Raw genomic sequence first — 22,430 nt, 5'->3', positions numbered from 1 at the left:
GGTTCCGCCGCACCCTGCGCCCCGGAAGGGCACAGTATTACAAGTGTTAAACTTATCGGACAAGTGCCCCTGCTTTCGGTACCTGTCCATCCCACAGCCCAGGTACCCCTCGACAGGCCGCCGCCGGGACGGTACAGCTTAACGATGGTTACCGTCGGCTTCCACGCATCCCACGAACAGATCAGTCCCGGCCAGTTGCTCAAGGACGTCCAGCACGCCGAACGCGCCGGCTTTGACGCGGCGATGTGCTCCGACCACATCGAGCCGTGGTCCGCCCGGCAGGGGCACTCCGGCTTCGCATGGTCCTGGCTGGGTGCGGCCATGGCCACCACCAGCCTGCGGTTCGGCGTGGTGACCGCACCCGGGCAGCGCTACCACCCCGCCATCATCGCCCACGCCTCCGCAACCCTGGCCTGCATGTTCCCCGGCAGGTTCTGGTTCGCCCCCGGCAGCGGCGAAAACATGAACGAGCACATCACCGGCGACGCCTGGCCGGCCAAAGACATCCGCCAACGCCGGCTCGAAGAGTCCGTGGACGTAATCCGCCGCCTGCACCGCGGGGAGGAGGTCAGCCACCGCGGGCTGGTCACCGTGGAGCAGGCGCGGATCTGGGATGTCCCCGAATCCCCGCCCCCACTCATCGCCCCTGCCATCAGCGTGGACACGGCCCGCCGCGCGGCAGCCTGGGCGGACGGCCTGGTCACCGTCAACCAGCCGGCGGCGAAGCTGCGGGACATGCTCGCCGCCTACCGCGACAGCGGGGGCAAGGGCAAGGCGGTGCTGCAGGTGCACCTGTCCTGGGCCGGCAGCGAGCAGGAAGCGGCGGCCGTCGCCCTTGACCAGTGGCGGACCAACACGTTCGCACCGCCCATTCCCTGGGACCTGCCCTCCGCGGGCCATTTCGACGGCGTGGGCGAGCACGTGGGCGAGGAACAGGTCCGCGGTGCGGTCAATGTTTCCGCCAGCCTTAGCGCGCACGCAGACTGGCTGTCTGAATACGTGGAACTGGGCTTCGATGAGCTGTACCTGCACTTCGTGGGGCAGCGGCAGGATGCCTTCATCGATGCCTTCGCCGCCGAGGTGCTCCCGCAGGTCCGCACCCCTGACCCGGCCGGCACGGAACCGCAGCTTGCGGCGGCAACCGCCAGCCCGGCGTCGGACGCTCCGGCATGAGGATCGCCGAGACCTCGGACCTGTGGTGGAAGAACGCGGTGATCTACTGCCTGGACGTGGAGACGTTCTTCGACGACGACGGCGACGGCACCGGCGATTTCTCCGGCCTTACCCAGCGGGTGGACTACCTCGCTGCGCTGGGCGTGACCTGCATCTGGCTGATGCCGTTCTACCCGTCCCCGGACCGCGACGACGGCTACGACGTCACGGACTTCTTCGGCGTGGACCGCCGCCTTGGCACGTTGGGCGACCTGGTGGAATTCATCCGCGCCGCGAAGGACCGGGGCATGCGGGTCATCGCCGACTTCGTGGTGAACCACACGTCGGACCAGCACCCCTGGTTCGTGGAAGCCCGGAAATCCACTGACAACGCGTTCCGCGACTTTTATGTGTGGCGAAAGGACACTCCCCCGGACACGTCCTCGGAGGTGGTGTTTCCCGGGGAGGAGAACTCGCTGTGGACCCTTGATGAGGCCACCGGCGAGTGGTACCTGCACATGTTTGCCAAGTACCAGCCGGACCTCAACGTCACCAATGCCGGCGTACGGGACCAGATCGCCAAGGCCATGGGACTGTGGCTGGAGCTGGGGCTGGACGGTTTCAGGCTGGACGCCGTGCCGTTCTTCCTGGAGACGCGGGGCCAGCCCAAGGACGAGGCCGCCAATATCGACCCGCACGGCTACCTCTGTGCGCTGCGCAGCTTCGTGAACCGGCGCAACGGCAGCGCCGTGCTGCTGGGGGAGGTGAACCTGCCCTACAAGGAGCAGCTGGAATACTACGGCGGCCCCGAGGGCAACGAACTGAACATGCAGTTCGACTTCCTGGCCATGCAGCACATCTATTTGTCCCTTGCCAGGCAGGATGCGCGCCCGCTGGCCGAGACGCTCAAGAGCAGGCCGCCGATCAACCCGGACAACCAATGGGCCATGTTCGTGCGCAACCATGACGAACTGACCCTGGACAAGCTCAGCGACGGCGAGCGGCAGGAAGTCTTCGCCGCGTTCGGGCCGGAGAAGAACATGCAGATCTACGGCCGCGGCCTCCGGCGGCGGCTGCCTCCGATGCTCGGTGGAGACCAGGAGCGGATCCGCATGGTGTATTCCCTGATGTTCTCGCTGCCCGGTACCCCGGTGCTGTTCTACGGCGAGGAGATCGGCATGGGTGAGGACCTGCGGCAGAAGAGCCGCGCCGCCGTGCGCACTCCCATGCAGTGGAACACTGAGAAGAACGGCGGGTTCTCCAATGCCAAGGCATCGGAGCTGGTGGCCCCGCTGGTGCGCGGCGACTATGGGCCGGAGAACGTCAACGCCGCTGCGGCCAAAAGGGACCCGGAATCGCTGTTCAACTTCATGGCAACGCTGATCGCACGCTACCGGGAGGCACCGGAGCTGGGGTGGGGCTCGTTCGCGATCATCGACCAGCCGGAACCTGCCGTCCTTGCCCACACCTGCAGTTCCGACGGCGGCACGCTGGTGCTGCTGCACAACTTCGGCGAAGAGCAGGTGACGGTCAGCGGACGGGTGGGACCGGAGGATGGCCCGCGCCAGGCGTACCGGGACGCCATGCTGCTGGACCTGTTCGACGGCGGCAACGCCCCCTTGGAGCCCGACGGCAGCTTCGCGGTGGAACTGGGACGCTACGGCTGCCGCTGGTTCCGCGTGCACCGCAAAGGCGACCGGCTGGCACCGTAACCCGCCGCCCGCCGTCGTGCTTTGTGAAAAGATCAACCATGCACGCAATGCAGCACTCCAGCAAGCTTGAAAACGTCCGGTACGAACTCCGGGGCCCGGTCCTGCAGGCTGCCAAAAACATGGAGGCTGAGGGGCACCGGATCCTCAAGATGAACCTCGGGGACACGGCACCGTTCGGCCTCGAGGCGCCGGAATCCGTGGTGGTGGACATGATCCACCACCTCCGCGGCGCCCAGGGTTACAGCGATTCGAAGGGCATCTTCACGGCGCGGACCGCCATCTCGCAGTATTACCAGACGCGTGGCCTGATGAACATCGGGGTCGAGGACATCGTGATCGGCAACGGCGTCAGCGAACTGATCTCCATGAGCCTTCAGGCATTCATGGAAAACGGCGACCAAATCCTGGTCCCGGCCCCCGACTATCCCTTGTGGACCGCCGCCGTGACCCTGACCGGCGGCAAGCCGGTGCACTACCTCTGCGACGAGGCGGAGAACTGGTGGCCGGACATGGCCGACGTGGAAGCGAAGATCACCAGCCGCACCAAGGGCATCGTGATCATCAACCCGAACAACCCCACCGGCGCCGTCTACCCACGCCACATCCTGGAACAGTTCGCAGCGCTGGCCCGGAAGCACAACCTGGTCCTGTTCTCTGACGAGATCTACGAGAAGGTGCTCTACGAGGACGCCACGCATATCCACACCGCCTCCGTGGCCGAGGACGTGTGCTGCCTGACCTTCAGCGGCCTGTCCAAGGCCTACCGGATGCCGGGCTACCGGGCGGGATGGGTGGCCATCACGGGGCCGCTTGCCGCTACCGCCGCGTACCGTGAAGGCCTTGAGCTGCTGGCCTCGCTGCGCCTGTGCGCCAACGTTCCTGCCCAGCACGCCATCCAAACCTGCCTGGGCGGCTACCAGAGCATCGAGGCCCTGGTGCAGCCCGGCGGCCGGCTGCGCGAGCAGCGGGACCTTGCCCACCAGCTCCTTACTGCCATCCCCGGCGTAACGTGCGTGCCGGCGTCGGGCGCCATGTATCTGTTCCCCCGCCTGGACCCGGAACTCTATCCAATCGCCAACGACGAGAAATTCGTCCTGGACCTGCTCCGGGACCAAAAGATCCTGATCTCCCACGGCTCGGCCTTCAACTGGCCCGCGCCGGACCACTTCCGATTCGTCATCCTTCCCTCGGTACTGGACATTGAGGAAGCTGTCCGGAGGATTTCCACCTTCCTTGCCGCCTACCGCAACGGCAGCGACGCCTGAAAGCGACAGACTTGAAACCGATGCGGCGCGAAGAACTAACCGCACGCTAACCGCGGGGAAACCGGTGCGCAACATTCGCGGCCCACACTGGGTAGTGCAGGCAAGAGCCGGCACCAGCTCCAGCCAGGAGGCCCCCGATGTTGAAGAAAGCGACCACGCATGTAACCAGAATCCGCGCGCTGGACCAGCTCCACCGCGGTGACGAAATCGAAGCCCGCCTTTCCGTGGGACCTTCCTACGACGACGTGGTGATCCGCCGCGGCAGCGTGCAGGAAACGGCGCCCGGCATCGGAGTGGTGTGGATCCTGGACCGGATCACGGGGGTCCGGAAGGCCATCAATACGGACGAGTGCAGCGTTTGGCGCGTGGCATAGCGAACTGGACGTGGGGCTGCGGGCGTAGCCAGTAAGGGCTGCCCGCCGCCTTGCCCGCTTCCCTCTCAGCCGCCCGCGACAGACTGGATCACCAGGACCTCCTGGCCCGGCGCCACCTCGGTATCCAGGCCCTGCAACCGCCGCACCTCGTCACCGTTGACGTAGATGTTGACGAACCGCCGCAGCGCGCCGGTTTCATCACGAAGCCGCCGGCCCAGCACCGCATAGTCGGAGGCCACCGCATCGAGCAGGCTTCTCACCGTCACCGGCCCTTCCGCGGGCGCAGTCAGTACCGGCTGCCCGCCGGCCAGGGGCTGCAGGACACTGGGCAGCAGCAGCGAAATCTCAGCCACCTGCCACCACGGCCGCCCTGACACACAGCACATCCGGCAGGTGGGACGCCACCTCCCTGAAGGTCTCCCCTTCATCCGCACTCGCATAGACCGTCCCGCCGCGCGTACCGAAGTACACCCCGGCGGGATCCGCGGTGTCCACGGCCGCCGCGTCCCTGAGCACGCTGTTGTATTCGTGCTCCGGAAGCCCGGTATTGAGCCGCTTCCAGGTGTTCCCCGCGTCATCCGTGCGGTGCACGGCGAGCTTTCCGTCGGGAGGGATGCGTTCGCCGTCGGCCTTCAACGGAATGACCCAGGCGGTGCCGTCCCGGCGCGGATGGGTGAGCATGACGAAGCCGAAGTCGGCAGGCAAGCCCTCTGCAATGGAGTTCCAGTTGTCTGCATTGTCGTCCGTCCGGTAGACGCCGTGGTGGTTCTGGGCGTACAGGCGCCCTTCCACGGCGGCGTCCGCGGCGATCTTGTGCACGCACTGGCCGAACTCCGGGTTGGGGTCCGGCATGAAGTAGGCCGAGATGCCCTTGTTGCGTGCTTCCCAGGAGGTGCCGCCGTCGAGCGACCGGTACACGCCACCGGTACTCATGGCAACGTGCACGGTCTCCCCGGCCGGCTGGACCACGATCGAATGCGCCGCCGCCCCGCCGTAGCCTGCTCCCCATTCACTGCGGTGCGGGTGGTCCCACAGGCCGCGGTTCAGCTCGAAGTGCTCCCCGCCGTCGGTTGATTTCCAGACGGAAATCGGTTCGGCTCCCGCCCACACAACTCCGGGACGGGACTCGGCGTCCGGGTAAATCTGCCAGACCCGCTCGAGTGCTGCCCCCGTGTCCTCGGGGAACTTGATGGCGCCCTGCTCCGGCTCGGACCAGGTGGCACCAAGGTCATCCGAGTGGGCCACCGTCGGTCCCCAATGCGGGCTGCGGACGCCCACCAGGATGCGGGTGCGGCCTTCCCTGGTGTCGATCCCGATGCTGGGGATCTCCGACATGAGGAAGTGCGGGCCCGTGAAGGACCACTCCTGCCGGTCCCGGCTCGTGGCCAGCCAGAGACCTTTCTTGGTGCCGATTGCCAGGACGAATGATTCTGCCGCCTTTGCCATGGGCTCCATGCAACCACCGCACGGGTCCGCCCGCAATGGTTTTCACACCTGCGGTGCCCCCATCCGATCCGGCAGGGGCCTCAGTCGACGAACTCGGACTGCGTTTCGATGAAGTCCCAGTCAGCAGCAGTCAGCACGGCCGCGGGATTGCCCGGATGGGGGCCGCCGGCCTCGGCGATGCCCTGGAGGACCGGGAGCGGCAGTTCCTCGGCGCGCAGGTTCCCGCGCAGCCACTCCTTGCTGTCGAGGTCCAGGTCCAGCCACCACATGAAGATTTCCACGATTCCCCCTTTCCCGGGTTGGTTTAAACGTTAGGCGCGGCCTCCGCGGCGGACAAGGTGCTGCACCGGAAGCAGGTGTGACCGGCAGGGTTTCGGGTACTGGCAAGTAACCTGCCCGCCTGCCGCCGGAAAAAGACGAGTATCCCCTACTGGCGATTGTTCCGCGCGGCGCCCCTAGCCTGAAATCTCAAAGCAAGCTGACCGTGCTGCTGGGGCATATGGCGTCACCGCTGGCCTTTCCTCACCATGGTCCGTTTCACACATATATGGGGAGACAACATGAAACGCACCTTTGCCACACTGGGGGTGGTGGGGCTTGGCCTCATAACCCTCACCGCACCCGCCATGGCCGCGGGGGAAAAAGTCACCGTCTGCCACAGCGACGGCAGCACCTGGGCACCGTTGGAATTCAATGTCAATGGGCTGGGCGGCCACGACCAGCATCCGCTGGACATCATTCCGCCGACGTCGCAATCGGCGGGCAAGAACTGGACCGCCGCCGGAAAGGCTCTCTACGTCGCGCAGTGCGCGCCGCTGCCGCCCGGCGAGGTACTCGATCCGGTGGTTCCACCCGTCGTCGTCGATCCTCCCGTCACGCCCGTGGAGACGCCTCCAGCAGAGGAGCCGGTCGTCGTCGTCGAGCCCGTGACGGAGCAGCCGGTTGTGCAAACCCCGGCAGAAACGCCGGCAGCGCAGACCCCCGCCGCCGTCGAAACGCCCGCAGCCGTAACCCCCGCAGCCGCACCCGCCCAGCAGACAACTGCCAAGCAGCCTGCCGCCGCACCAAAGACAGCACCCAAGGCCGCCCCGGCCGCAGCCCCCGTCAGCGTCGGTACTAACCAGGGCTACAACGCGCAGACCTCGGTGGGGGCATCCGACGCCGGCCCCGGTTGGCTTGCAGGAGTGGGAGCACTGGCTGCGGCAGCGGCAGCGGTGGCCGTACGCCGCCGGAGCCGTCCGCAGCACGTGGCCGGCTAGCCGGCACCGCCACTACCAGTGGCCCCTTGACAAGGAAGGCGTCCTGCCAGTGCCCGGCAGGTCGCCTTCCTTCCAATCCCGCCAAACCCGTCAGGAGTGCCATGCGCCAGGACCGAAGCCGGCATGCGGCGCCAATGCGGCGCGGCATCCTCCGCTGGAACCGGGGCGATGCGGCCATCCTGCTGTGCGGGTTCCTCGCGTTCCTGTCCTTCACCCTCGGCGCTCCCCTGTTCCAAGCGTCGCCGTTCCATACGGCACCAACGCGGGCGCACGGGGATGCCAGCGCCTCAGCAGCCCTGGTTCCGGGCGGCAATGCTTCCGGAAGCGTTGACGCCGGAAGAGGGGCGGCTCCCATAGCGGAAACCGGCCTGCAGGATGCGGCAGCGGCGCAGGACCCGGCCCTGGCAGCCCAGGCGCCCGGCGGAACGGAAGTGCAGGCGGCGGCGGGACCCGAACTTCCGCCGGCCGCCCAGCCGGTCCGCGTCCGTTACCCGTCCGCGGCCGTCGACGTGGCCATCCATCCGCTGGACCTGGACGGCGAAGCCCGGTCCAGCCGGACCATAGAACCTCCAGCCACCAAGGACGGCTACTGGCTCACGCCGTTTGGCGTTCCGGGCAGCGGCTCCGGCAATACCACCTACATCATCGGCCACAGCTGGGAGGGCGCGGACGCACCCTTCAACCACCTCAGTTCAGCGGCGGCCGTGGGCGACCGGCTGGAAGTGGAAACAGCGGCCGGAACCATCAGCTACCAGGTGGACAGCATCACCACATACCTGAAGGCCGGCCTCAAAGACAGTCCCGTCTGGGACATGGTGCCCAACCGGCTGGTCCTCATCAGCTGCTACACCGAGGATCCGTGGGGCAAGAACGTGGTGGTCACCGCATACCCGGCAATGTCCTGAGTCCTTCCTTGCCACGCCCCCGGGCGCGCGGGGAGTTGCGGGCCCAACGTACCTGTTCACACCGAGCAGGCGGGCAGACAATTGTCAGCATGACATGGGAAAACTTCGACGCCGCCCCGCTGGTGGTGGGAATCATGCCCAAACAGCACCCGGAGGTGCTCCGGACTGCGGCCACGCTTGCCGCCCGGCTCTCCGCACCGCTGGTCTGTGCCTACGTGGACGAAGCAAGCTACCTGGTGGAATGGGATCCTGCCCGCTCCGCCCACCGGCTTTCCCTGCACCCGGACAAAGATGACGACATGCTGGCGCTGGCAACGGAGTTGAAGGAACAGGTCCAGGCAGCAGTGGACAAGCAGCCGTCCGACGGCGGATCCATTCAATGGTCCTTCCGCACCCTTACGGGGGACCCTGCCCGGGCCCTGGCCCAGCTGGCCGCCGAAGTGGATGCCCCAATGATCATCGTGGGCACCTCCGAACGCGGATTCACGCACCGGCTCTCGGAGGCGCTCAACGGCTCTGTGGGGCAGTGGCTGAGCCACCACCAGAGCCGGCCGGTGCTGGTGGTTCCCTACCGGATGCCCGCCCATGAGGACCGGCCCTGAGCGGGCGGATTCCGGCAAAAGACCCACGTTGGAGGCCCGCTTAAAGTAAAGCGAAAGTAGTTATTCGCGGTGCTGGCGCAGGGCCGGTACCAGCCAGTAAGCTGATTCAAGCAAGGCCGGTCCACACCGTGGAAACCGGAATTGCCCAAGAGCTGCTCCGGAGTGCGTATCCCCCAATAACGCACTCCGGAGCTTTTTTGTGCCCTGGAACCTGCCGCTTGGGACTGGTACGGATACCCCACCGGGGTACTTGCATGGATACCCCCTTGGGGTATATCTTTGCTGCATGAACGCTATCGAAGAAGCCGTCGCGGCCTTGGAAGCTGAAGCTCCGGCCACGGAGGCCGGCGGTGCAGCCCACCACGGTTACACGGGAAACAAGGATGCATACCTTCGCCGGCTGAAGCGCATTGAAGGGCAGGTCCGGGGCATCGCCCGGATGGTGGATGAGGACAAATACTGCATCGACATCCTCACCCAGGTTGCCGCCGTCACCAAGGCCCTGCACGCAGTCAGCCTCGGGCTGGTGGAGGAACACATCGGCCACTGCGTGGTGGGTGCGGCCTCAGAACCGGACCCGGAGGCACGCGCTGAAGCCATCGATGCCAAGGTCAAGGAAGCCGCCGACGCCATCGGCCGCCTCCTGCGCTGACACCACGACCCACCCACACCCCGGCCACCGCCGGCCCCCACAAAGGAGCAAGCATGAGCACCACCTCCCCCACCACCACGACCATCAGCGTCTCCGGCATGACCTGCGGGCACTGCGTGTCGGCCGTCAGTGAAGAACTCGAGGCGTTGGAAGGCGTCGAAGCAGTGAACGTCGATCTGAACGCCGGCGGCATTTCCACCGTGACCATCACCTCCAGCAAGGAACTCCCGCCCTCCGACATCGGGGAAGCCGTCGCGGAAGCGGGCTATCTGGTCGTCGCCGCCGAAGCCTAGAAACTCCAACACCCCGGAAAGCTGACATGAGCCACCAAGAACTGCTGCACCAACCCGGCACCCGGATCGTCGAACTGGACATCGAGGGGATGACCTGCGCGTCCTGCGTCAACCGGGTGGAGAAGAAGCTCGGGAAGCTCGACGGCGTGTCGGCAACGGTCAACCTCCCGCTGGAATCCGCCTACGTCACGGTCCCCGAGGGGATCACCGACGAACAACTCACGTCAACGGTGGAAGCAGCAGGCTACAAGGCACACATCCGCCAGCAGCGTACTGAAGCGCAACCAGCAGACCAGAGCGCAGCAATCCCCGCATCGAGCCTCCGCCCGCGCCTCATCCTCGCCGCGGTTCTGACGATCCCGGTGTTCCTGGTCAGCATGGTCCCGGCGTTCCAGTTTCCGAATTGGGGCTGGGCGGCGGCGGTGCTGGCGTTGCCGGTGGTCACGTGGGCGGCCTGGCCCTTCCACCGGGCAGCGGCTGTCAATGCCCGCCACCTGGCCTCCACGATGGATACCCTGGTGTCGCTCGGGGTGGCGGCCGCCTACCTGTTTTCGGCGTGGCAGCTGCTGGCAGACCCGCGCATGACCGAGCACCCCGGCATGGAGGGCACGTCCGGCGGCCTGTACTTCGAGGTGGCGTCAGTGGTCACCACCTTCCTGCTCCTGGGCCGGTACCTGGAAGCCAATGCCAAGCAAAAGGCAGGCGACGCGCTCCAGGCCCTGCTGAACCTGGGCGCCAAGGACGCCACCGTCCTGCGTGGCGGCGTGGAAGAGAAAATCCCTGCGGACCGGCTGCAGGTGGGCGATGTCCTGGTGGTCCGGCCGGGCGAGAAGATCGCCACCGACGGCGTGGTGGTGGACGGCGCCTCCGCCGTGGATGCCTCCCTGGTCACGGGTGAGTCCGTACCGGTCGAGGTGGGGCCGGACAGCCGCGTCACGGGTGCAACCATCAACACCTCCGGCCGCCTGCTGGTGAGGGCAACAAGGGTTGGCTCGGAAACCACGCTGGCGCAGATGGCGCGCCTGGTATCGCAGGCGCAGACCGGCAAGGCCCCCATCGCGCGGCTCGCCGACCGCATCAGCGCCGTCTTTGTCCCGGTGGTCCTGGCCATTGCCGCCCTGACCTTCGTCCTCTGGCTCGTCCTGGCCGGCCCGGGAGCCGACGGCAGCACCCTTCGGGAGGCATTCACGGCCGCCGTCGCGGTCCTGGTGATCGCCTGCCCATGCGCACTGGGCCTGGCCACCCCGGTTGGCCTGCTGACGGGCACCGGCCGGGGTGCACAGCTGGGCATCCTGATCAAGGGGCCCCAGGTACTCGAGGACACCCGCACCGTGGACACCATCCTGCTGGACAAGACGGGGACCGTCACCACCGGCGTCCTCGCCGTGGACGCCACGGCGGCGTTCCCCGGCTTCCAGGAAGGGGACGTCCTCCGGCTCGCCGGAGCCGTTGAGGCCGCCAGCGAGCACCCGGTGGCCCGCGCCATTGCGGCAGCAGCAGCTTCGGCCGCATCTTTGGCCCATGCAGCGCACGACGGCGGCGCGTCGCCTTCCGCGCATTTGCCGGCAGCTCACCTGCCGGCAGTCCAGGGGTTCAGTTCCGCCGCGGGCGGCGGCGTATTCGGGACCGTCGAGGGCAGGCACGTGATGGCTGGACGGAGCGGCTGGCTGGAGCAGAACGGCATTGCCCTGGACGCCGGCCAGCAGGCACAGTTGGCAGCCGCCGAGGATGGCGGCGCCACCGCCATCTGCGTCGCAGTGGCTGGCACGCCGGCCGGCATCATCAGCCTCAGGGACACCGTCAAGGAAGGCTCCGCCGCCGCCGTCGCCCGGCTGAAGGCGTTGGGCCTGCGGCCCATCCTGCTGACCGGGGACAACGCCGCCGTCGCCGCCCGGGTGGCAGCCGCCGTCGGCATCGCTCCGGACGATGTCCATGCCGGCATCCTGCCGGAAGGGAAGGTGGAGGCAGTTCGCAAGCTCCAGGCAGGCGGAGCCACGGTGGCCATGGCCGGGGACGGCGTCAACGATGCCGCGGCGCTTGCCCAGGCGGACCTCGGAATTGCGATGGGCTCCGGGACTGATGTGGCCATCGAAGCCGCCGACCTGACGGTGATGGGCAACGACCTCGCCCAGGTGGCCCAGGCCATCGAACTGTCCCGGAAGACGCTGGGCACCATCAAGACCAACCTGTTCTGGGCGTTCTTCTACAACGCGGTGGGCATCCCGGTGGCCGCCCTGGGCCTGCTCAACCCCATGATCGCCGGCGGGGCCATGGCGGCCAGCTCGGTCCTGGTGGTGGCCAACTCGCTGCGGCTGCGCAGCTTCGGGAAGCCCCGGCGCTGAACTTTGTTGGACCCCGGGGCAACCGGTCAGGCGGCGCCGTAACGTTCCGCGGCGCGCGCCCTGGCCTTGGCCGCTTCGGCCTCCCGGTCCTTCGGGGGCGCCTGCGTCACCAGTGAATCCAGCAGGTGTTGTGTGATGTGCGCTATCTGGTGCACGGCCTCGTCAAAGGCCTCCTGGTTGGCCTTGGACGGCTTGGTACTGCCACTGACCTTGCGGACGTACTGCAGCGCTGCCGCGTGCACTTCCTCGGACGTGGCGTGCGGCTCAAAGTTGTGGAGGGTTCGGATATTCCGGCACATAACGCCATGCTAGGCTCTTCCAACGCCTGGGATCGACCCCTTTTTCATGGTCTTCAGCCGGCGTCGATGGGGAGCCCGGCATGGGCAGGGCTGCCCATCGACACTGTTTGGGGGCCGGGATAGGTTTTAGGCAATGGATCTTCCGGATGAGCCGGGGGGCCGCTGGGGATGCCGATCTGGTTCGGATCCACTACCTAACAAGGAGAAACTGATGGCTATTTGGGGTGCAGACGTTGAGCAGCTTCGCCAGCTCGGCAGCAAGCTTCAGGCAGGGGCGTCCGAGATCGAGACGCAGAAGTCCACTCTCACCAAGGTCCTGAGCGGCACCGACTGGAAGGGCCCGGACGCTGACAAGTTCCGCCAGGAGTGGTCCGGAACCCACACCACCATGCTGACCAAGGTTGCCGAGGCACTGAAGGAAGCCGGCAGCCAGGCCAAGCGGAACGCCGAGCAGCAGAGCCAGGCCTCCAACTAGGCTTACCGCCAGCTTTTGGCGGGCAGGGACACCGAAAGGTGTCCCTGCCCTTTTATATTGGCGTCCGACGACGGCGCCGGGCCCGGTGGATCTTCGCGTCTAAGGGACGGGCTCGACGTCGTTCGCATGGTCCAGCGGGGACGCCGGCACCCGGGCGCTCTTGCCGCCGTCGTTGGAGGCACCGGCGGGCGAACGCAGCTCATCGAGCCGGACCAGGATGACCCCGCCCACGATCAACAAGCCGCCCAGGAGCTGGATGGCACCGGGAAGTTCCCCCAGCAGCAGCCACGCCCAGACCACGGCGAACAGCACCTCGGTGAGTGATACAAACGACGCCACCTTGGAACCGAGGGCGCGGGCCGCCATGACGCCCGAAACGTACGCCAGCACGGTGGCCAGCACCACCAGCCCGGCAAGCGAAACCCACCATGGCACGGTCCATGGGCCGAGGGCTGTGTCCGCAGTGCCGAAGGCCATGGGCAGCAGTCCCGTGGCGGCAGCGAGCCACATGACGGCGGCACCCACCATGAGGCCGCCGGAGGCCAGCACGATGGGCGGCAAGGTGTCATTTTCCTTTGCCGTGATGAAGAAGTAGATGGCCAGGCAGACCGCCGCCGCCATCCCCCACAGCACACCCACCAGGTCAACCTTGACGGCCCCGGTCAGGTCAAGGACCAGCACCAGCCCGGCCAGGGACAGCAGCGTCCCGCCCGCAGTCAAAACGCGCGGGCGCCGGCGGCTTGCGGCCCAGAGCCACAGGACGATGATCACCGGAGCCAGGTACTCCAGCAGGAGCGCGACGCCCACGGAGAGCCGGGCCACAGCGTTGAAGTAGAACAACTGGCATGACGCCACCCCAATGAGCCCGAACAGCACGATGGTGAGCCAGTTGTCCTTCAACTGGCTCCCGCGGCCCTTCAGTGCCCACGCGGCGGGCAGCGCAAGGATCAGGGCAGCTCCCGTCAGGCGGGCCGTCACCGCAGCCCCCGGGGTCCAGCCGGTTTCCAGAAGCGACTTTGCGAAGGATCCGGACAGGCCAAAAACGGCGGAGGAGAACAGCGCGATGCCGAGCCCGGAAGCCTGGAACCCGGCATGCCCGATGGGCAGTTCCCGGGCGGGGGTGTGATTTTGGGCGGCAGGCACCGTCTCCTCCTGTCAGGAGTAAAGTGGGGTAACGCCCATGACACTACGCTTGGGTGCTGTAAGGAGTCAACATGGTTTTCGCCCCTGACACTGAAGTGGCGCTCCGGACGGTGGTGAACCTCATCAACACATCCGCAAACGGCAGGGAAGGGTTGGCCTCCGTTGCGGACCTGGACAGCTTCCTGGCCGCGGAGGATTTTTCCGGTTCCCGCAGCCGGGATGCGGGCGAACTGGAAAGCGTGCGGCAGTTGCGGCGGGAACTGTGGGCACTGTGGACAGCGGATGAGGACGCGGCCGTGGATACGGTCAACCGGTTGCTCCGGGATGCCAACGCGCTGCCGCAGCTGATGAAGCACGACGGATGGGACTGGCACCTTCACGCCACGGCGCCGGAAGCACCCCTTGCCGACCGGATGAGCACTGAGGCGGCCATGGCCCTGGCAGATGTGATCCGCAGCAAGGAGATGGACAGGCTGCGGGTGTGCGGGTCAGAGGACTGCGATGCGGCCGTGCTGGACCTGAGCCGCAACCGGTCCAAGCGGTACTGCGATACCGGCAACTGCGCCAACAGGGCGCATGTTGCGGCCTACCGGGCCCGGCAGGCGGCCGCGGGATAGCGCGGCTCCTGCGCGTTGACCTGCCAGGTGGCAGGAGCCGGTGAAATCGGGACAGCCGCAGCTAGCGCTGGGGCGTGCCGTCCGTGTCGTCGCCGGGCACCGGCGGATTCTGGCTGCCGGGAGCACCGAATCCGTGGCCAGGCGCTGCCTGGGATGGCCTCTTAGGTGCCGAGCTCAGGTTCACCCCTGATCCCTTGCCCAGGTGTTCGGCGTTCTCCTTGTAGCTCATCGACAGCATTGCGGCGACTACCAGGGTGGCAATGAAGGCGATGCCGGCGGCGGTGAAGGCAAGGTCGAACCGGGGTGCGCGGGCGCTTCCCCCGGAGGCGAAAATCAGCACTGCAACGAAGGCGACGACGGCCCAGAATGCCGAAAACATCAGCGGCCCCTTCACCGAGGTCCGCAGCTTGCGCGGTTTTCCTTGATGCTGGTCAGCCACAGTGGTTCCTCCCTGCAGGCGGCGCACGGCCGGCCTGGTTTACGAATTGCGGTGTCGCACCGGATTTTCTACAGAAAGTAGAAGGGCGCTCCTCCTAGTTTACGGCTTCCCCGCGCCGGCACGGGCATCGTGCCGAAGCGTGAGTCCGGAAAGTACCCACAGGACACCGGAAATAATGGCGCCTCCACCGGCAACGCCCAGCAGTGCATGGGCGCCGAGGTTGATGAAGAAGGGCAAGAGCACTGCGGTTCCAATCCCGATCACGCCGGACGCAATCCAGTCGCGGGCAAGAACATGGCGGCCCCTGTACTGCAGGCCGCAGGCAAGCTCGAGAATGCCGGCCACGCCCAGGCCCAGGGCTGCGATCACCCCGAACAGCAGGTCGCTGTGCACGAGGAGCACGGCGAAACCGGCACCTGCCAGGACCGCTCCGCCGGCGGACAGCAGCTTGCCGGGCGCCGAGTTCTGCGCAAATCCGGCTGCGGGGACGGTCCGCAGGCTAACCACGCCGGACGCCAGGAGGTAGAGTCCTCCGGCCCAGCCCATGACCTCCACAGACGGTGACGTCCAGAAGACGGTTACCGCACCAAACACCAAGGCAGCGGCCGCGCGGAGCAGGACCGGCTTCCAGAGGTGGTTACGGGGCGTGGTTCCGGGAGCTGCGCCCGCGGGGGTGGATGGTTGCGTCACCGGTCCAGTTTAGTGGCGGCAGCTGGAAGACCTAACCGGCTGCTGCCCGGCCGGCTTGTCATGCTGCGCCCCGGCCTTAGGCAGGACCTCACTGTCAGGCAGAGCCCAGCACCATCCAGCGGTCCGACCGGGCACGCAGGCCAAGGGTCACGGCACGCGCCGCCATGTACCCCAGCGCGAAGGCCACCCAAAGCCACCCGAGCCCGGCGCTGCCGGCAGCACCTGACAGCGCAACCCCCGCCAGGAGCGGCAGGTAGACCACAAGGTTCACCAGCCCCGCCAGGGCGAGGTACCGGGCGTCCCCCGCACCGATCAGTACACCATCCAGGACAAATACGTGGCCGGCGATCGGCTGCCCGGCCGCCAGGATCCAGAGGGCAACGGTGAGCACCTGCTGCACCTCGGGATCTGTCGTGAACAGCAATCCGGCCCACGGGGCGGCCGCTGCCAGCAGCAGGCCCGTCACCACGCCGCAGCCCGCACCCCAGCGGACCATGGTCCGGGTCAGCAGCCGGGCCCTGTCCGCATTGGACGCACCAAGTTCCTTCCCGATGAGCGCCTGCGCAGCGATCGCCAGGGCATCCAGGGCGAACGCCAGGAAGGAAAAGATGGTCATGGCTAACTGGTGGGCGGCAAGGTTGACTTCGCCCTGGGCCGTCACCACCAGCACCGTGGCCAGGATGGCGGCGCGCAGGCTGAGCGTGCGCAGCATCAGCCAGGATCCCACCCGCGTCATGCTGCGGATGCCCCGCCAGCTGGGAAGCAGGCTGACGCCATGCCGGACGGCGCTGCGCCGCACCATCACCAGGTAGACAGCCGCCATGGCCCACTGCGCCAGGCTGGTACCCACCGCCGAACCCACCACAGACATTCCCAGGCCGTAAACAAGCCACAGGTTCAGGAGGATATTGGCACCGAATCCTGCCGTGGCCACCACCAGCGGTGTGCGGGTGTCCTGCAGTCCGCGGAGCACGCCGGTGCCGGCAAAGATCAGGAGCATTGCCACCAGGCCGGGCATGGACCAGCGGAAGTAGTCGATGGCAAAGGTCCGGACGCTTCCCTCGGCGCCCATCAGATCGATCAGCGGCTCTGCCGCCGCGAAGCCTGCGACGGCGAGGAGTGCACCGAGGAGCAATGCCAGCCAGACGCCGTCGCGCCCCGCCGCCAGGGCCTTGCCCAGCTGCCCGTCACCAATGGCGCGGGCTACGGCGGGCGTGGTGGAGTAGGCCAGGAAGACCATGAGTCCGACGGCGGTCTGCAGCACCGCTGAGGCCAGTCCCACCCCTGCTAGCTGCGCAACACCCAGATGCCCCACGATGGCGGAGTCCGCCAGCAGGAAGAGGGGCTCGGCCACCAGGGCGCCGAAGGCCGGGACGGCAAGGCGGAGAATCTCGCGGGCATGGCCCTGGGTGCCGGTCATGGCGGGGAGGGCGGGTTGTTGGCGCACGCTGCCAGCTTAATGGTGACCGCAGACAGTGAGCCGCCGCGCATGAGAAAGGCCACAGTCCGTCATAATTAGTTGACACTTCAACTAATTGCTTGGGAGAGTGGTATCCATGAACCAGTCACGACTCACCACCACCGCCCTCGCCGCCCTGCGCATCATCCTCGGCTTCCTCTTTGCAGCCCACGGATGGCAGAAGTTCAACGAATGGACCATCGCCGGCACGCAGGCATCCTTCGCCAAAATGGGCGTACCGGCAGCCGAGTTCATGGCACCCGCCGTCGCCGTACTGGAACTCGCGGGAGGCCTTGCCCTCATCCTGGGGATCCTCACCCGCGTGGTGGCCGCCCTCCTCGCCCTGGACATGCTGGGCGCCCTCTTCCTGGTGCATGCTCCCGCCGGCGTCTTTGCCGCCAACGGCGGCTACGAACTCGTCCTGCTCCTGGCGGCGGCCGCATTCGCCCTGGCACTCACCGGAGCCGGCCGGCTTTCCCTGGACCGCGCCCTGTTCGGCCGCGGCAATTCCCGGCTGGCCGTCCTGGCCTAGGAACACCCGCTACAACGCGCGCGACGGCGGCCGGCCACCCAAGGTGCCCGGCCGCCGTCGGGCGTTTAAGGGCGCTGCCCCAAGGCCCTCCGGACGCATCGGCCCATCTGCGACAGAACATTCGGGACCGGGTTGGGAAAGTTGGGAAAACGCTTGCCACATGACTGCGGCGGCTGGTAAACCAGAAGTTGTTGCAGTGAAAGCTGCACCACCCGCACCCAGGTCTCAGTTATCCACAACGGGTATTTCCCGGAACGCCATTCCCCGCGCCCATGATCCAGATGGAACGCCGCGGCACTTTGAATCGTTCCAATACCGCTCCCTGGGAACCGCTTTGCCGCTCATCGAAGGAGATGTCAGTGAACCAACCCCCGCAAGCGATCCCCCGGCCCCCGGAAGGGCCACCATCCCGCAGGCGCCCTGCCATGGCTGCCGTGCGTGCGCTGACGGCGACAGCAGCGTCCGCCGCACTCGCCTTCACCGGCCTGCCTGCCGTCCACGCCGAGACGGCACTGCCTCCCGTGGGAAGTGGATTCAAGTTCGACTTTGGCCCCGGCGCAACCGCCGAGGGTTACACGGCCGTGAATGCCGGCACGCAGTATTCGGCCGGAGCAAAATTCGGCTTCACGGACACCACCGTCACCTCCGGCGTCGACCGCGGGACGGGAGATGCCCTCCGGTCCGACTTCGTCCAGGCCCAGGGAAGTACCTTCCTGGTTGACTTGCCCAACGGGGACTACACGGTAAAGCTCATCGCGGGCGACGCCACGGAAGCGACAAACATCGCCATTACCGCGGAGAACATGGCCAAAGTCCAGGCTACGGACAAGCCTGCGGGGCAATACCTGGAGATGGAGTTCCCCATCTCCCTGGTGGACGGCCAGCTCAACCTCGACATCAGCGGCACTGCCGCCAAGATCAACTCCCTGGTCATCGCAGCCCGGGCCCCGCGCACGGCCACCACCGATCCAGGCGTCTACCTTGCCGGCGACTCCACTGTCCAGACCTACGACGCCGGGTACGTTCCGCAGGCGGGCTGGGGACAAATGATCGACCGCTACTTCGACAGTGCGGTGACGTTCCGGAACCACGCAATCGGCGGGCGGAGCTCCAAGAACTTCATCAGCCAGGGCAGGCTGGACGAGATCCTTCGCGTCATCAACCCCGGGGATTACCTGATGGTGCAGTTCGGCCACAACGACGCCACCATCGGCGTTGACGACCGCTACGCCTCCCCCGCCGACTACAAGGAATACCTGCGGACCTACGTCCACGGGGCGCGCCAGCGCGGCGCAGTCCCCATCCTGGTCACCCCTGTGGGCCGGCGCGATTACGACGAGGCCACCGGCAAGTTCAACGTCAGCTTCCCGGAATACGTCGCAAAGATGCAGGAGCTGGCAGCCGAAGAGAACGTGGCCCTGGTGGACCTCTCCGCTTCCAGCCGTGCCTACTACGACGCCATTGGGCCCGAGGACACCAAATCGGTGTTCCTTCATGTGGACGCCGGGATCTACCCCAACCGGCCCACCGGAACCGTGGACAACACGCACTTCCAGGAGTACGGCGCCATCCAGATCGCACGCCTGGTGGCCAACGGGGTGAAGCAGCTCAACCTTCCGCTGGCAGCCCGCGTCAAGGAGATCGCGCCGCCGTCGTCCGTTCCCGCACAGCCGCAGGGCCTGGTGGCGGGCAGCATCTCCAACGCCGGCGCGCTCTTGAAGTGGCAGCCGGTTGACGGCGCGGACATCTACAAGGTGTACCGGAAGCTGGCAGCCGAACCGGACAGCGAATACAAACTGACCACGACGGCCACCGTGGCCACAGCCAACCTCGCAGGCCTTGCTGAGGGCACGGCGTACAGCATCCGGGTGGCGGCCATGAACGGCAAGGGCCTCTCCGAGCCCAGTTCACCGCTGGCGGTCACCACAAAGCTGGCCAAGTACAAGTTCGACTTCGGCCCGGCGGGAGCGCCGGTGGAGCCCGGCTACACCGAGGTCAACCGGACCATGCCCTACACACCCGGACGTGGATTCGGCTTCAAGGACATCTCCGTCCTCAGCGACCGCGACCGGGGCGCCGTCACCAGCAACCTCCTGCGCGACTTCGTGCTCAGCGGGTCCAGCTTCGAATTCCAGCTTGACGTGCCCAACGGCACCTACGCGCTCAAGACCTACCACAGCGACTGGATCGGCTCCACCAGGACCGATGTTGCCGCCGAGGGCACCCCGTTCGGACAGGTGTCCTCCAGCAAGGCTTCCTCCGCCACCAAGATCATCAACCAGGTCCTGGTCACCGATGGCCAGCTGAACCTCACCATCAGCGGTTCCGGCCAGCGGTTGAACGGACTGGAGGTGACCCCGCTGCTGGTGGGGCCGACCAGCCTGCACACTACCGCTGTCAATGCCGCAGCCGAACCGCCCACGGTGGACCTGGCCTGGGACGCCGTGCCTGACGTGGGTTCCTACAAGGTCTTCCGGCAGGCATCCTTCGAGCCCGAGCCGCAGGTCATCGCGTCCGGCGTGAAGGACGCGGCGTACCGGGACACCACAGCATTTGCAGGGCTGAACTACAAGTACTTCGTCACCGCCGTCGACAACACCGGCCTGGAATCGGTTCCCTCGAACACGCTGGAAACCGCCCTGGTAGATCCCGCCACGCCGGCGCCCGCAGCCCCGGGCAAGGTGGATGTCAAAGCCGTGGAAAAGACGAGCGTCACCCTGAAATGGCAAAAGATCAAGGATGCTGCGGCCTACCAGGTGTACCGCTCCACTTCCCCGGACGGCCCCTTTGAATACGCAGGCCGCGCCACTGAGGTGAATTTCACGGACTTCACCGTCCTCACCACCATCCGCTATTACTACCGCGTCACGGCAGTGAACAAGGGCGGCGAATCTGCGCCCTCCCCCGTGGTGGGCACGGAGAAGGTCACCGTGGTGAACCGGCAGATGGAGAACCTGGACCGTGCACCGGTGGCCCTGCTCACCGGCGACGGCGTGCGGGTGGGCTGGCGCATGCTGGGCCTGGACCCGGAGCAGGTGGGCTTCCACGTCATCCGCGACGGCGTCCAGCTCACCGACGAGCCGATCCGGGACAGCACCACCTTCCTGGACAAGGCAGGAACGGCTTCCTCCGAGTACGTCATCAAGGCCGTGGGCAACGGCGGGGACCAGCTGACCGCAGAGTTCCAGCCAATGTCCCGGAACTACCTGGCCGTTAAGCTCGACAAACCGGCGGACGACTACACCAAGGACGGACAGCCCTACACCTACTCTGCCGGGGACGCCAGCGTGGCGGACCTGGACGGCGACGGGACCTACGAGATCCTCCAGATGTGGTCCCCGTCCAATTCCAAGGACAACTCGCAGTCCGGCTACACCGGAACCGTGTACGTCGACGCCTACAGGATGGACGGCACCAAACTCTGGCGCATCAACATGGGCCCCAACATCCGGGCCGGTGCCCACTACACCCAGCTGCTCGCTTACGACTTCGACGGCGACGGCAAGGCCGAAGTGGCCATGAAGACCGCGGACGGCACGCGTGACGCAGCCGGAACCGTGATCGGAAACGCCGGCGCTGACTACCGCAACAGCAGTGGCTACGTGCTCACGGGACCCGAGTTCCTCACGGTCTTCCATGGAGCCACGGGCACCATCATGGACACTGTGCCTTACGATCCTCCCCGCGGAGACGTGGGCGCGTGGGGCGATACGTACGGAAACCGGGTGGACCGGTTCCTGGGTGCCGTGGCCTACCTTGACGGCGAGCACCCGTCCATGATGTTCAGCCGCGGCTACTACACCCGGACCGTGCTGGCCACCTATGACCTGGTGGGCGGCAGGATCAGCAAGCGCTGGACCTTCGATTCGGATGTTGCCGGTACCCAGTACCGCGGCCAGGGCAACCACAACATGTCCGTCCTGGACGTGGATGCTGACGGCAAGGATGAATTCGTCTTTGGTTCAATGACCATCGACGACAACGGCAAGCCGCTCTACAGCACCGGCCTGGGCCACGGGGACGCCATCCACACGAGCGACTTCGATCCGTCCCGCCCCGGGCTGGAGACCTTTGCCGTGCACGAGGAAATGGGCGCCAGCGGAAACCTGGGCGCAACGTTCCGGGATTCGAGGACGGGCGAGGTGCTGTGGAGCATCCCCGCTGTCAAGGACACCGGCCGCGGCGCCATGGGAGACGTGGATCCCCGCTATCCCGGCGCCGAGGGCTGGGCCATCGGCGGTGACGCTGCCTGGAATTCCCCCACGGGCCAGCTGCGTTCCGTCAAGGGTGAGCTGATTTCGGAAAAGATCCCGGCAGCCAACTTCCTGGCGTGGTGGGACGGTGACCTGCTGCGCGAAATTGTCGACCACGACTGGGATGCAGCAGCCGGCAGCGGAACACCCAGCATCGCCAAGTGGAACTGGGAAACCCAGTCCAGCGACCGGCTGCTCACCGCAACGGGGGCCAAGTCCAACAACGGCACCAAGGGAACGCCTGCCATCCAGGCCGATCTCCTTGGCGACTGGCGGGAGGAAATTGCCTGGCCCTCCGCGGACAGCACCGAGCTGCGCATCTACACCACCACGGCCACCACGGACATCCGGCTCCGGACCCTGATGCACGATCCCGTGTACCGCCAGTCGGTGGCCCGCGAAAACGTGGCCTACAACCAGCCCCCGCACCCGGGCTTCTTCATCGGAGTGGGGATGGAGCTGCCGGCCCAGCCGGACATCGTTTACACCCGCCGCTAGGCATTGCACCCACAGCTGCCCCG

22 protein-coding genes are annotated in these 22,430 nt (G+C 66.7%); 14 read left to right on the top strand and 8 right to left on the bottom strand.

Annotated elements, in window-relative coordinates; genetic code table 11:
• The first annotated feature begins 144 nt into the window (after nucleotides 1–144).
• The 4 genes from QFZ60_RS20870 to QFZ60_RS20855 all read left to right on the top strand — a co-directional run bounded on the left by QFZ60_RS20870 (nucleotide 145) and on the right by QFZ60_RS20855 (nucleotide 4,503).
• Nucleotides 145–1,173 carry a TIGR03885 family FMN-dependent LLM class oxidoreductase gene (locus QFZ60_RS20870; protein WP_307092950.1) on the top strand — a complete coding sequence of 343 codons (1,029 nt, stop codon included), beginning with the start codon at nucleotides 145–147 and terminating at the stop codon, nucleotides 1,171–1,173.
• On the top strand, nucleotides 1,170–2,864 hold the full coding sequence (locus QFZ60_RS20865) for an alpha-amylase family protein (protein WP_307092948.1): 1,695 nt from the start codon (nucleotides 1,170–1,172) through the stop codon (nucleotides 2,862–2,864). The genes QFZ60_RS20870 and QFZ60_RS20865 overlap by 4 nt, the downstream gene beginning before the upstream one ends.
• A 38-nt stretch (nucleotides 2,865–2,902) precedes the next feature.
• Entirely contained in the window at nucleotides 2,903–4,129 is a 1,227-nt protein-coding gene (locus tag QFZ60_RS20860) for a pyridoxal phosphate-dependent aminotransferase (RefSeq protein WP_142029519.1), read from the top strand.
• A gap of 137 nt (nucleotides 4,130–4,266) precedes the next feature.
• Nucleotides 4,267–4,503 (top strand): hypothetical protein, encoded by a 237-nt coding sequence (locus QFZ60_RS20855; protein WP_142029520.1) that lies wholly within the window; start codon nucleotides 4,267–4,269, stop codon nucleotides 4,501–4,503.
• Nucleotides 4,504–4,568: 65 nt separating this feature from the next.
• Here the strand turns inward: QFZ60_RS20855 and QFZ60_RS20850 are convergent, their stop codons facing one another.
• The 3 genes from QFZ60_RS20850 to QFZ60_RS20840 all read right to left on the bottom strand — a co-directional run bounded on the left by QFZ60_RS20850 (nucleotide 4,569) and on the right by QFZ60_RS20840 (nucleotide 6,230).
• The gene (locus QFZ60_RS20850; protein ID WP_373427701.1) at nucleotides 4,569–4,889 is read right to left on the bottom strand and encodes a MoaD/ThiS family protein; all 321 of its coding nucleotides are present in this window, start codon (nucleotides 4,887–4,889) and stop codon (nucleotides 4,569–4,571) included.
• Nucleotides 4,849–5,958 carry an exo-alpha-sialidase gene (locus QFZ60_RS20845; protein WP_307092946.1) on the bottom strand — a complete coding sequence of 370 codons (1,110 nt, stop codon included), beginning with the start codon at nucleotides 5,956–5,958 and terminating at the stop codon, nucleotides 4,849–4,851. Before QFZ60_RS20845 ends, QFZ60_RS20850 begins: the two co-directional genes overlap by 41 nt.
• A gap of 71 nt (nucleotides 5,959–6,029) precedes the next feature.
• Complete coding sequence (locus tag QFZ60_RS20840; RefSeq protein WP_043450767.1) at nucleotides 6,030–6,230, bottom strand: hypothetical protein; 201 nt, start codon at nucleotides 6,228–6,230, stop codon at nucleotides 6,030–6,032.
• 279 nt (nucleotides 6,231–6,509) lie between these two features.
• Here QFZ60_RS20840 and QFZ60_RS20835 point away from each other — a divergent pair, with 279 nt between their 5' ends.
• From QFZ60_RS20835 to QFZ60_RS20810, 6 genes are all read left to right on the top strand, one after another.
• A complete protein-coding gene (locus QFZ60_RS20835; protein WP_307092944.1) occupies nucleotides 6,510–7,208 on the top strand; it encodes a hypothetical protein in 699 nt (232 codons plus the stop codon).
• A 101-nt stretch (nucleotides 7,209–7,309) separates the two neighbouring features.
• Nucleotides 7,310–8,113, top strand: coding sequence for a class F sortase (locus tag QFZ60_RS20830; RefSeq protein ID WP_307092942.1), 804 nt, complete (start codon nucleotides 7,310–7,312; stop codon nucleotides 8,111–8,113).
• Nucleotides 8,114–8,202: 89 nt separating this feature from the next.
• Entirely contained in the window at nucleotides 8,203–8,715 is a 513-nt protein-coding gene (locus QFZ60_RS20825; protein ID WP_307092941.1) for a universal stress protein, read from the top strand.
• A gap of 286 nt (nucleotides 8,716–9,001) precedes the next feature.
• Nucleotides 9,002–9,367: a metal-sensitive transcriptional regulator gene (locus QFZ60_RS20820; RefSeq protein ID WP_307092940.1), complete on the top strand. Its 366-nt coding sequence runs from the start codon at nucleotides 9,002–9,004 to the stop codon at nucleotides 9,365–9,367.
• A 53-nt stretch (nucleotides 9,368–9,420) separates the two neighbouring features.
• Nucleotides 9,421–9,660, top strand: a complete 240-nt coding sequence (locus QFZ60_RS20815; protein ID WP_307092939.1) for a heavy-metal-associated domain-containing protein — start codon at nucleotides 9,421–9,423, stop codon at nucleotides 9,658–9,660.
• A 26-nt stretch (nucleotides 9,661–9,686) separates the two neighbouring features.
• Nucleotides 9,687–12,002 carry a cation-translocating P-type ATPase gene (locus QFZ60_RS20810; RefSeq protein ID WP_307092937.1) on the top strand — a complete coding sequence of 772 codons (2,316 nt, stop codon included), beginning with the start codon at nucleotides 9,687–9,689 and terminating at the stop codon, nucleotides 12,000–12,002.
• A gap of 26 nt (nucleotides 12,003–12,028) precedes the next feature.
• Here QFZ60_RS20810 and QFZ60_RS20805 read toward each other — a convergent pair whose 3' ends face one another.
• Complete coding sequence (locus tag QFZ60_RS20805) at nucleotides 12,029–12,301, bottom strand: DUF2277 domain-containing protein (RefSeq protein WP_142118549.1); 273 nt, start codon at nucleotides 12,299–12,301, stop codon at nucleotides 12,029–12,031.
• Nucleotides 12,302–12,512: 211 nt separating this feature from the next.
• Between QFZ60_RS20805 and QFZ60_RS20800 the strand changes: the two genes are divergently transcribed.
• Entirely contained in the window at nucleotides 12,513–12,776 is a 264-nt protein-coding gene (locus tag QFZ60_RS20800) for a WXG100 family type VII secretion target (protein ID WP_056335858.1), read from the top strand.
• 99 nt (nucleotides 12,777–12,875) lie between these two features.
• On the opposite strand, the gene QFZ60_RS20795 is transcribed toward QFZ60_RS20800, so the two are convergent.
• Entirely contained in the window at nucleotides 12,876–13,919 is a 1,044-nt protein-coding gene (locus QFZ60_RS20795; protein ID WP_307092936.1) for a DMT family transporter, read from the bottom strand.
• Between the two features lie 71 nt (nucleotides 13,920–13,990).
• Here QFZ60_RS20795 and QFZ60_RS20790 point away from each other — a divergent pair, with 71 nt between their 5' ends.
• Nucleotides 13,991–14,536 (top strand): CGNR zinc finger domain-containing protein, encoded by a 546-nt coding sequence (locus QFZ60_RS20790; protein WP_307092933.1) that lies wholly within the window; start codon nucleotides 13,991–13,993, stop codon nucleotides 14,534–14,536.
• Between the two features lie 61 nt (nucleotides 14,537–14,597).
• Here the strand turns inward: QFZ60_RS20790 and QFZ60_RS20785 are convergent, their stop codons facing one another.
• The 3 genes from QFZ60_RS20785 to QFZ60_RS20775 all read right to left on the bottom strand — a co-directional run bounded on the left by QFZ60_RS20785 (nucleotide 14,598) and on the right by QFZ60_RS20775 (nucleotide 17,085).
• Nucleotides 14,598–14,975 (bottom strand): hypothetical protein, encoded by a 378-nt coding sequence (locus QFZ60_RS20785; RefSeq protein WP_307092931.1) that lies wholly within the window; start codon nucleotides 14,973–14,975, stop codon nucleotides 14,598–14,600.
• 99 nt (nucleotides 14,976–15,074) lie between these two features.
• A complete protein-coding gene (locus tag QFZ60_RS20780; protein ID WP_307092929.1) occupies nucleotides 15,075–15,665 on the bottom strand; it encodes a hypothetical protein in 591 nt (196 codons plus the stop codon).
• 94 nt (nucleotides 15,666–15,759) lie between these two features.
• Nucleotides 15,760–17,085, bottom strand: coding sequence for an MATE family efflux transporter (locus tag QFZ60_RS20775; protein ID WP_307093417.1), 1,326 nt, complete (start codon nucleotides 17,083–17,085; stop codon nucleotides 15,760–15,762).
• A gap of 136 nt (nucleotides 17,086–17,221) precedes the next feature.
• Between QFZ60_RS20775 and QFZ60_RS20770 the strand changes: the two genes are divergently transcribed.
• Together QFZ60_RS20770 and QFZ60_RS20765 are read left to right on the top strand one after the other, a co-directional pair.
• A complete protein-coding gene (locus tag QFZ60_RS20770; protein ID WP_307092927.1) occupies nucleotides 17,222–17,656 on the top strand; it encodes a DoxX family protein in 435 nt (144 codons plus the stop codon).
• A 425-nt stretch (nucleotides 17,657–18,081) separates the two neighbouring features.
• Nucleotides 18,082–22,407 carry a fibronectin type III domain-containing protein gene (locus tag QFZ60_RS20765; protein ID WP_307092925.1) on the top strand — a complete coding sequence of 1,442 codons (4,326 nt, stop codon included), beginning with the start codon at nucleotides 18,082–18,084 and terminating at the stop codon, nucleotides 22,405–22,407.
• Nucleotides 22,408–22,430: the final 23 nt, after the last annotated feature.

The organism is Arthrobacter sp. B2I5, assembly GCF_030816735.1.
Classification (GTDB): domain Bacteria; phylum Actinomycetota; class Actinomycetes; order Actinomycetales; family Micrococcaceae; genus Arthrobacter.
The sequence above is the reverse complement of the archived record's forward strand: the minus strand, read 5'-3'. Positions and strand labels throughout refer to the sequence as shown.

Excerpts from the sequence above, each read along its gene's own strand:
- QFZ60_RS20850 (WP_373427701.1), bottom strand. The coding sequence starts at position 4,889 with ATGTGCTGTGTGTCAGGGCGGCCGTGGTGGCAGGTGGCTGAGATTTCG.
- QFZ60_RS20815 (WP_307092939.1), top strand. The coding sequence starts at position 9,421 with ATGAGCACCACCTCCCCCACCACCACGACCATCAGCGTCTCCGGCATG.
- QFZ60_RS20870 (WP_307092950.1), top strand. The coding sequence starts at position 145 with ATGGTTACCGTCGGCTTCCACGCATCCCACGAACAGATCAGTCCCGGC.
- QFZ60_RS20770 (WP_307092927.1), top strand. The coding sequence starts at position 17,222 with ATGAACCAGTCACGACTCACCACCACCGCCCTCGCCGCCCTGCGCATC.
- QFZ60_RS20820 (WP_307092940.1), top strand. The coding sequence starts at position 9,002 with ATGAACGCTATCGAAGAAGCCGTCGCGGCCTTGGAAGCTGAAGCTCCG.
- QFZ60_RS20775 (WP_307093417.1), bottom strand. The coding sequence starts at position 17,085 with ATGACCGGCACCCAGGGCCATGCCCGCGAGATTCTCCGCCTTGCCGTC.
- QFZ60_RS20765 (WP_307092925.1), top strand. The coding sequence starts at position 18,082 with ATGGCTGCCGTGCGTGCGCTGACGGCGACAGCAGCGTCCGCCGCACTC.
- QFZ60_RS20805 (WP_142118549.1), bottom strand. The coding sequence starts at position 12,301 with ATGTGCCGGAATATCCGAACCCTCCACAACTTTGAGCCGCACGCCACG.
- QFZ60_RS20800 (WP_056335858.1), top strand. The coding sequence starts at position 12,513 with ATGGCTATTTGGGGTGCAGACGTTGAGCAGCTTCGCCAGCTCGGCAGC.
- QFZ60_RS20865 (WP_307092948.1), top strand. The coding sequence starts at position 1,170 with ATGAGGATCGCCGAGACCTCGGACCTGTGGTGGAAGAACGCGGTGATC.
- QFZ60_RS20860 (WP_142029519.1), top strand. The coding sequence starts at position 2,903 with ATGCACGCAATGCAGCACTCCAGCAAGCTTGAAAACGTCCGGTACGAA.
- QFZ60_RS20790 (WP_307092933.1), top strand. The coding sequence starts at position 13,991 with ATGGTTTTCGCCCCTGACACTGAAGTGGCGCTCCGGACGGTGGTGAAC.
- QFZ60_RS20835 (WP_307092944.1), top strand. The coding sequence starts at position 6,510 with ATGAAACGCACCTTTGCCACACTGGGGGTGGTGGGGCTTGGCCTCATA.
- QFZ60_RS20855 (WP_142029520.1), top strand. The coding sequence starts at position 4,267 with ATGTTGAAGAAAGCGACCACGCATGTAACCAGAATCCGCGCGCTGGAC.
- QFZ60_RS20845 (WP_307092946.1), bottom strand. The coding sequence starts at position 5,958 with ATGGAGCCCATGGCAAAGGCGGCAGAATCATTCGTCCTGGCAATCGGC.
- QFZ60_RS20830 (WP_307092942.1), top strand. The coding sequence starts at position 7,310 with ATGCGCCAGGACCGAAGCCGGCATGCGGCGCCAATGCGGCGCGGCATC.
- QFZ60_RS20810 (WP_307092937.1), top strand. The coding sequence starts at position 9,687 with ATGAGCCACCAAGAACTGCTGCACCAACCCGGCACCCGGATCGTCGAA.
- QFZ60_RS20825 (WP_307092941.1), top strand. The coding sequence starts at position 8,203 with ATGACATGGGAAAACTTCGACGCCGCCCCGCTGGTGGTGGGAATCATG.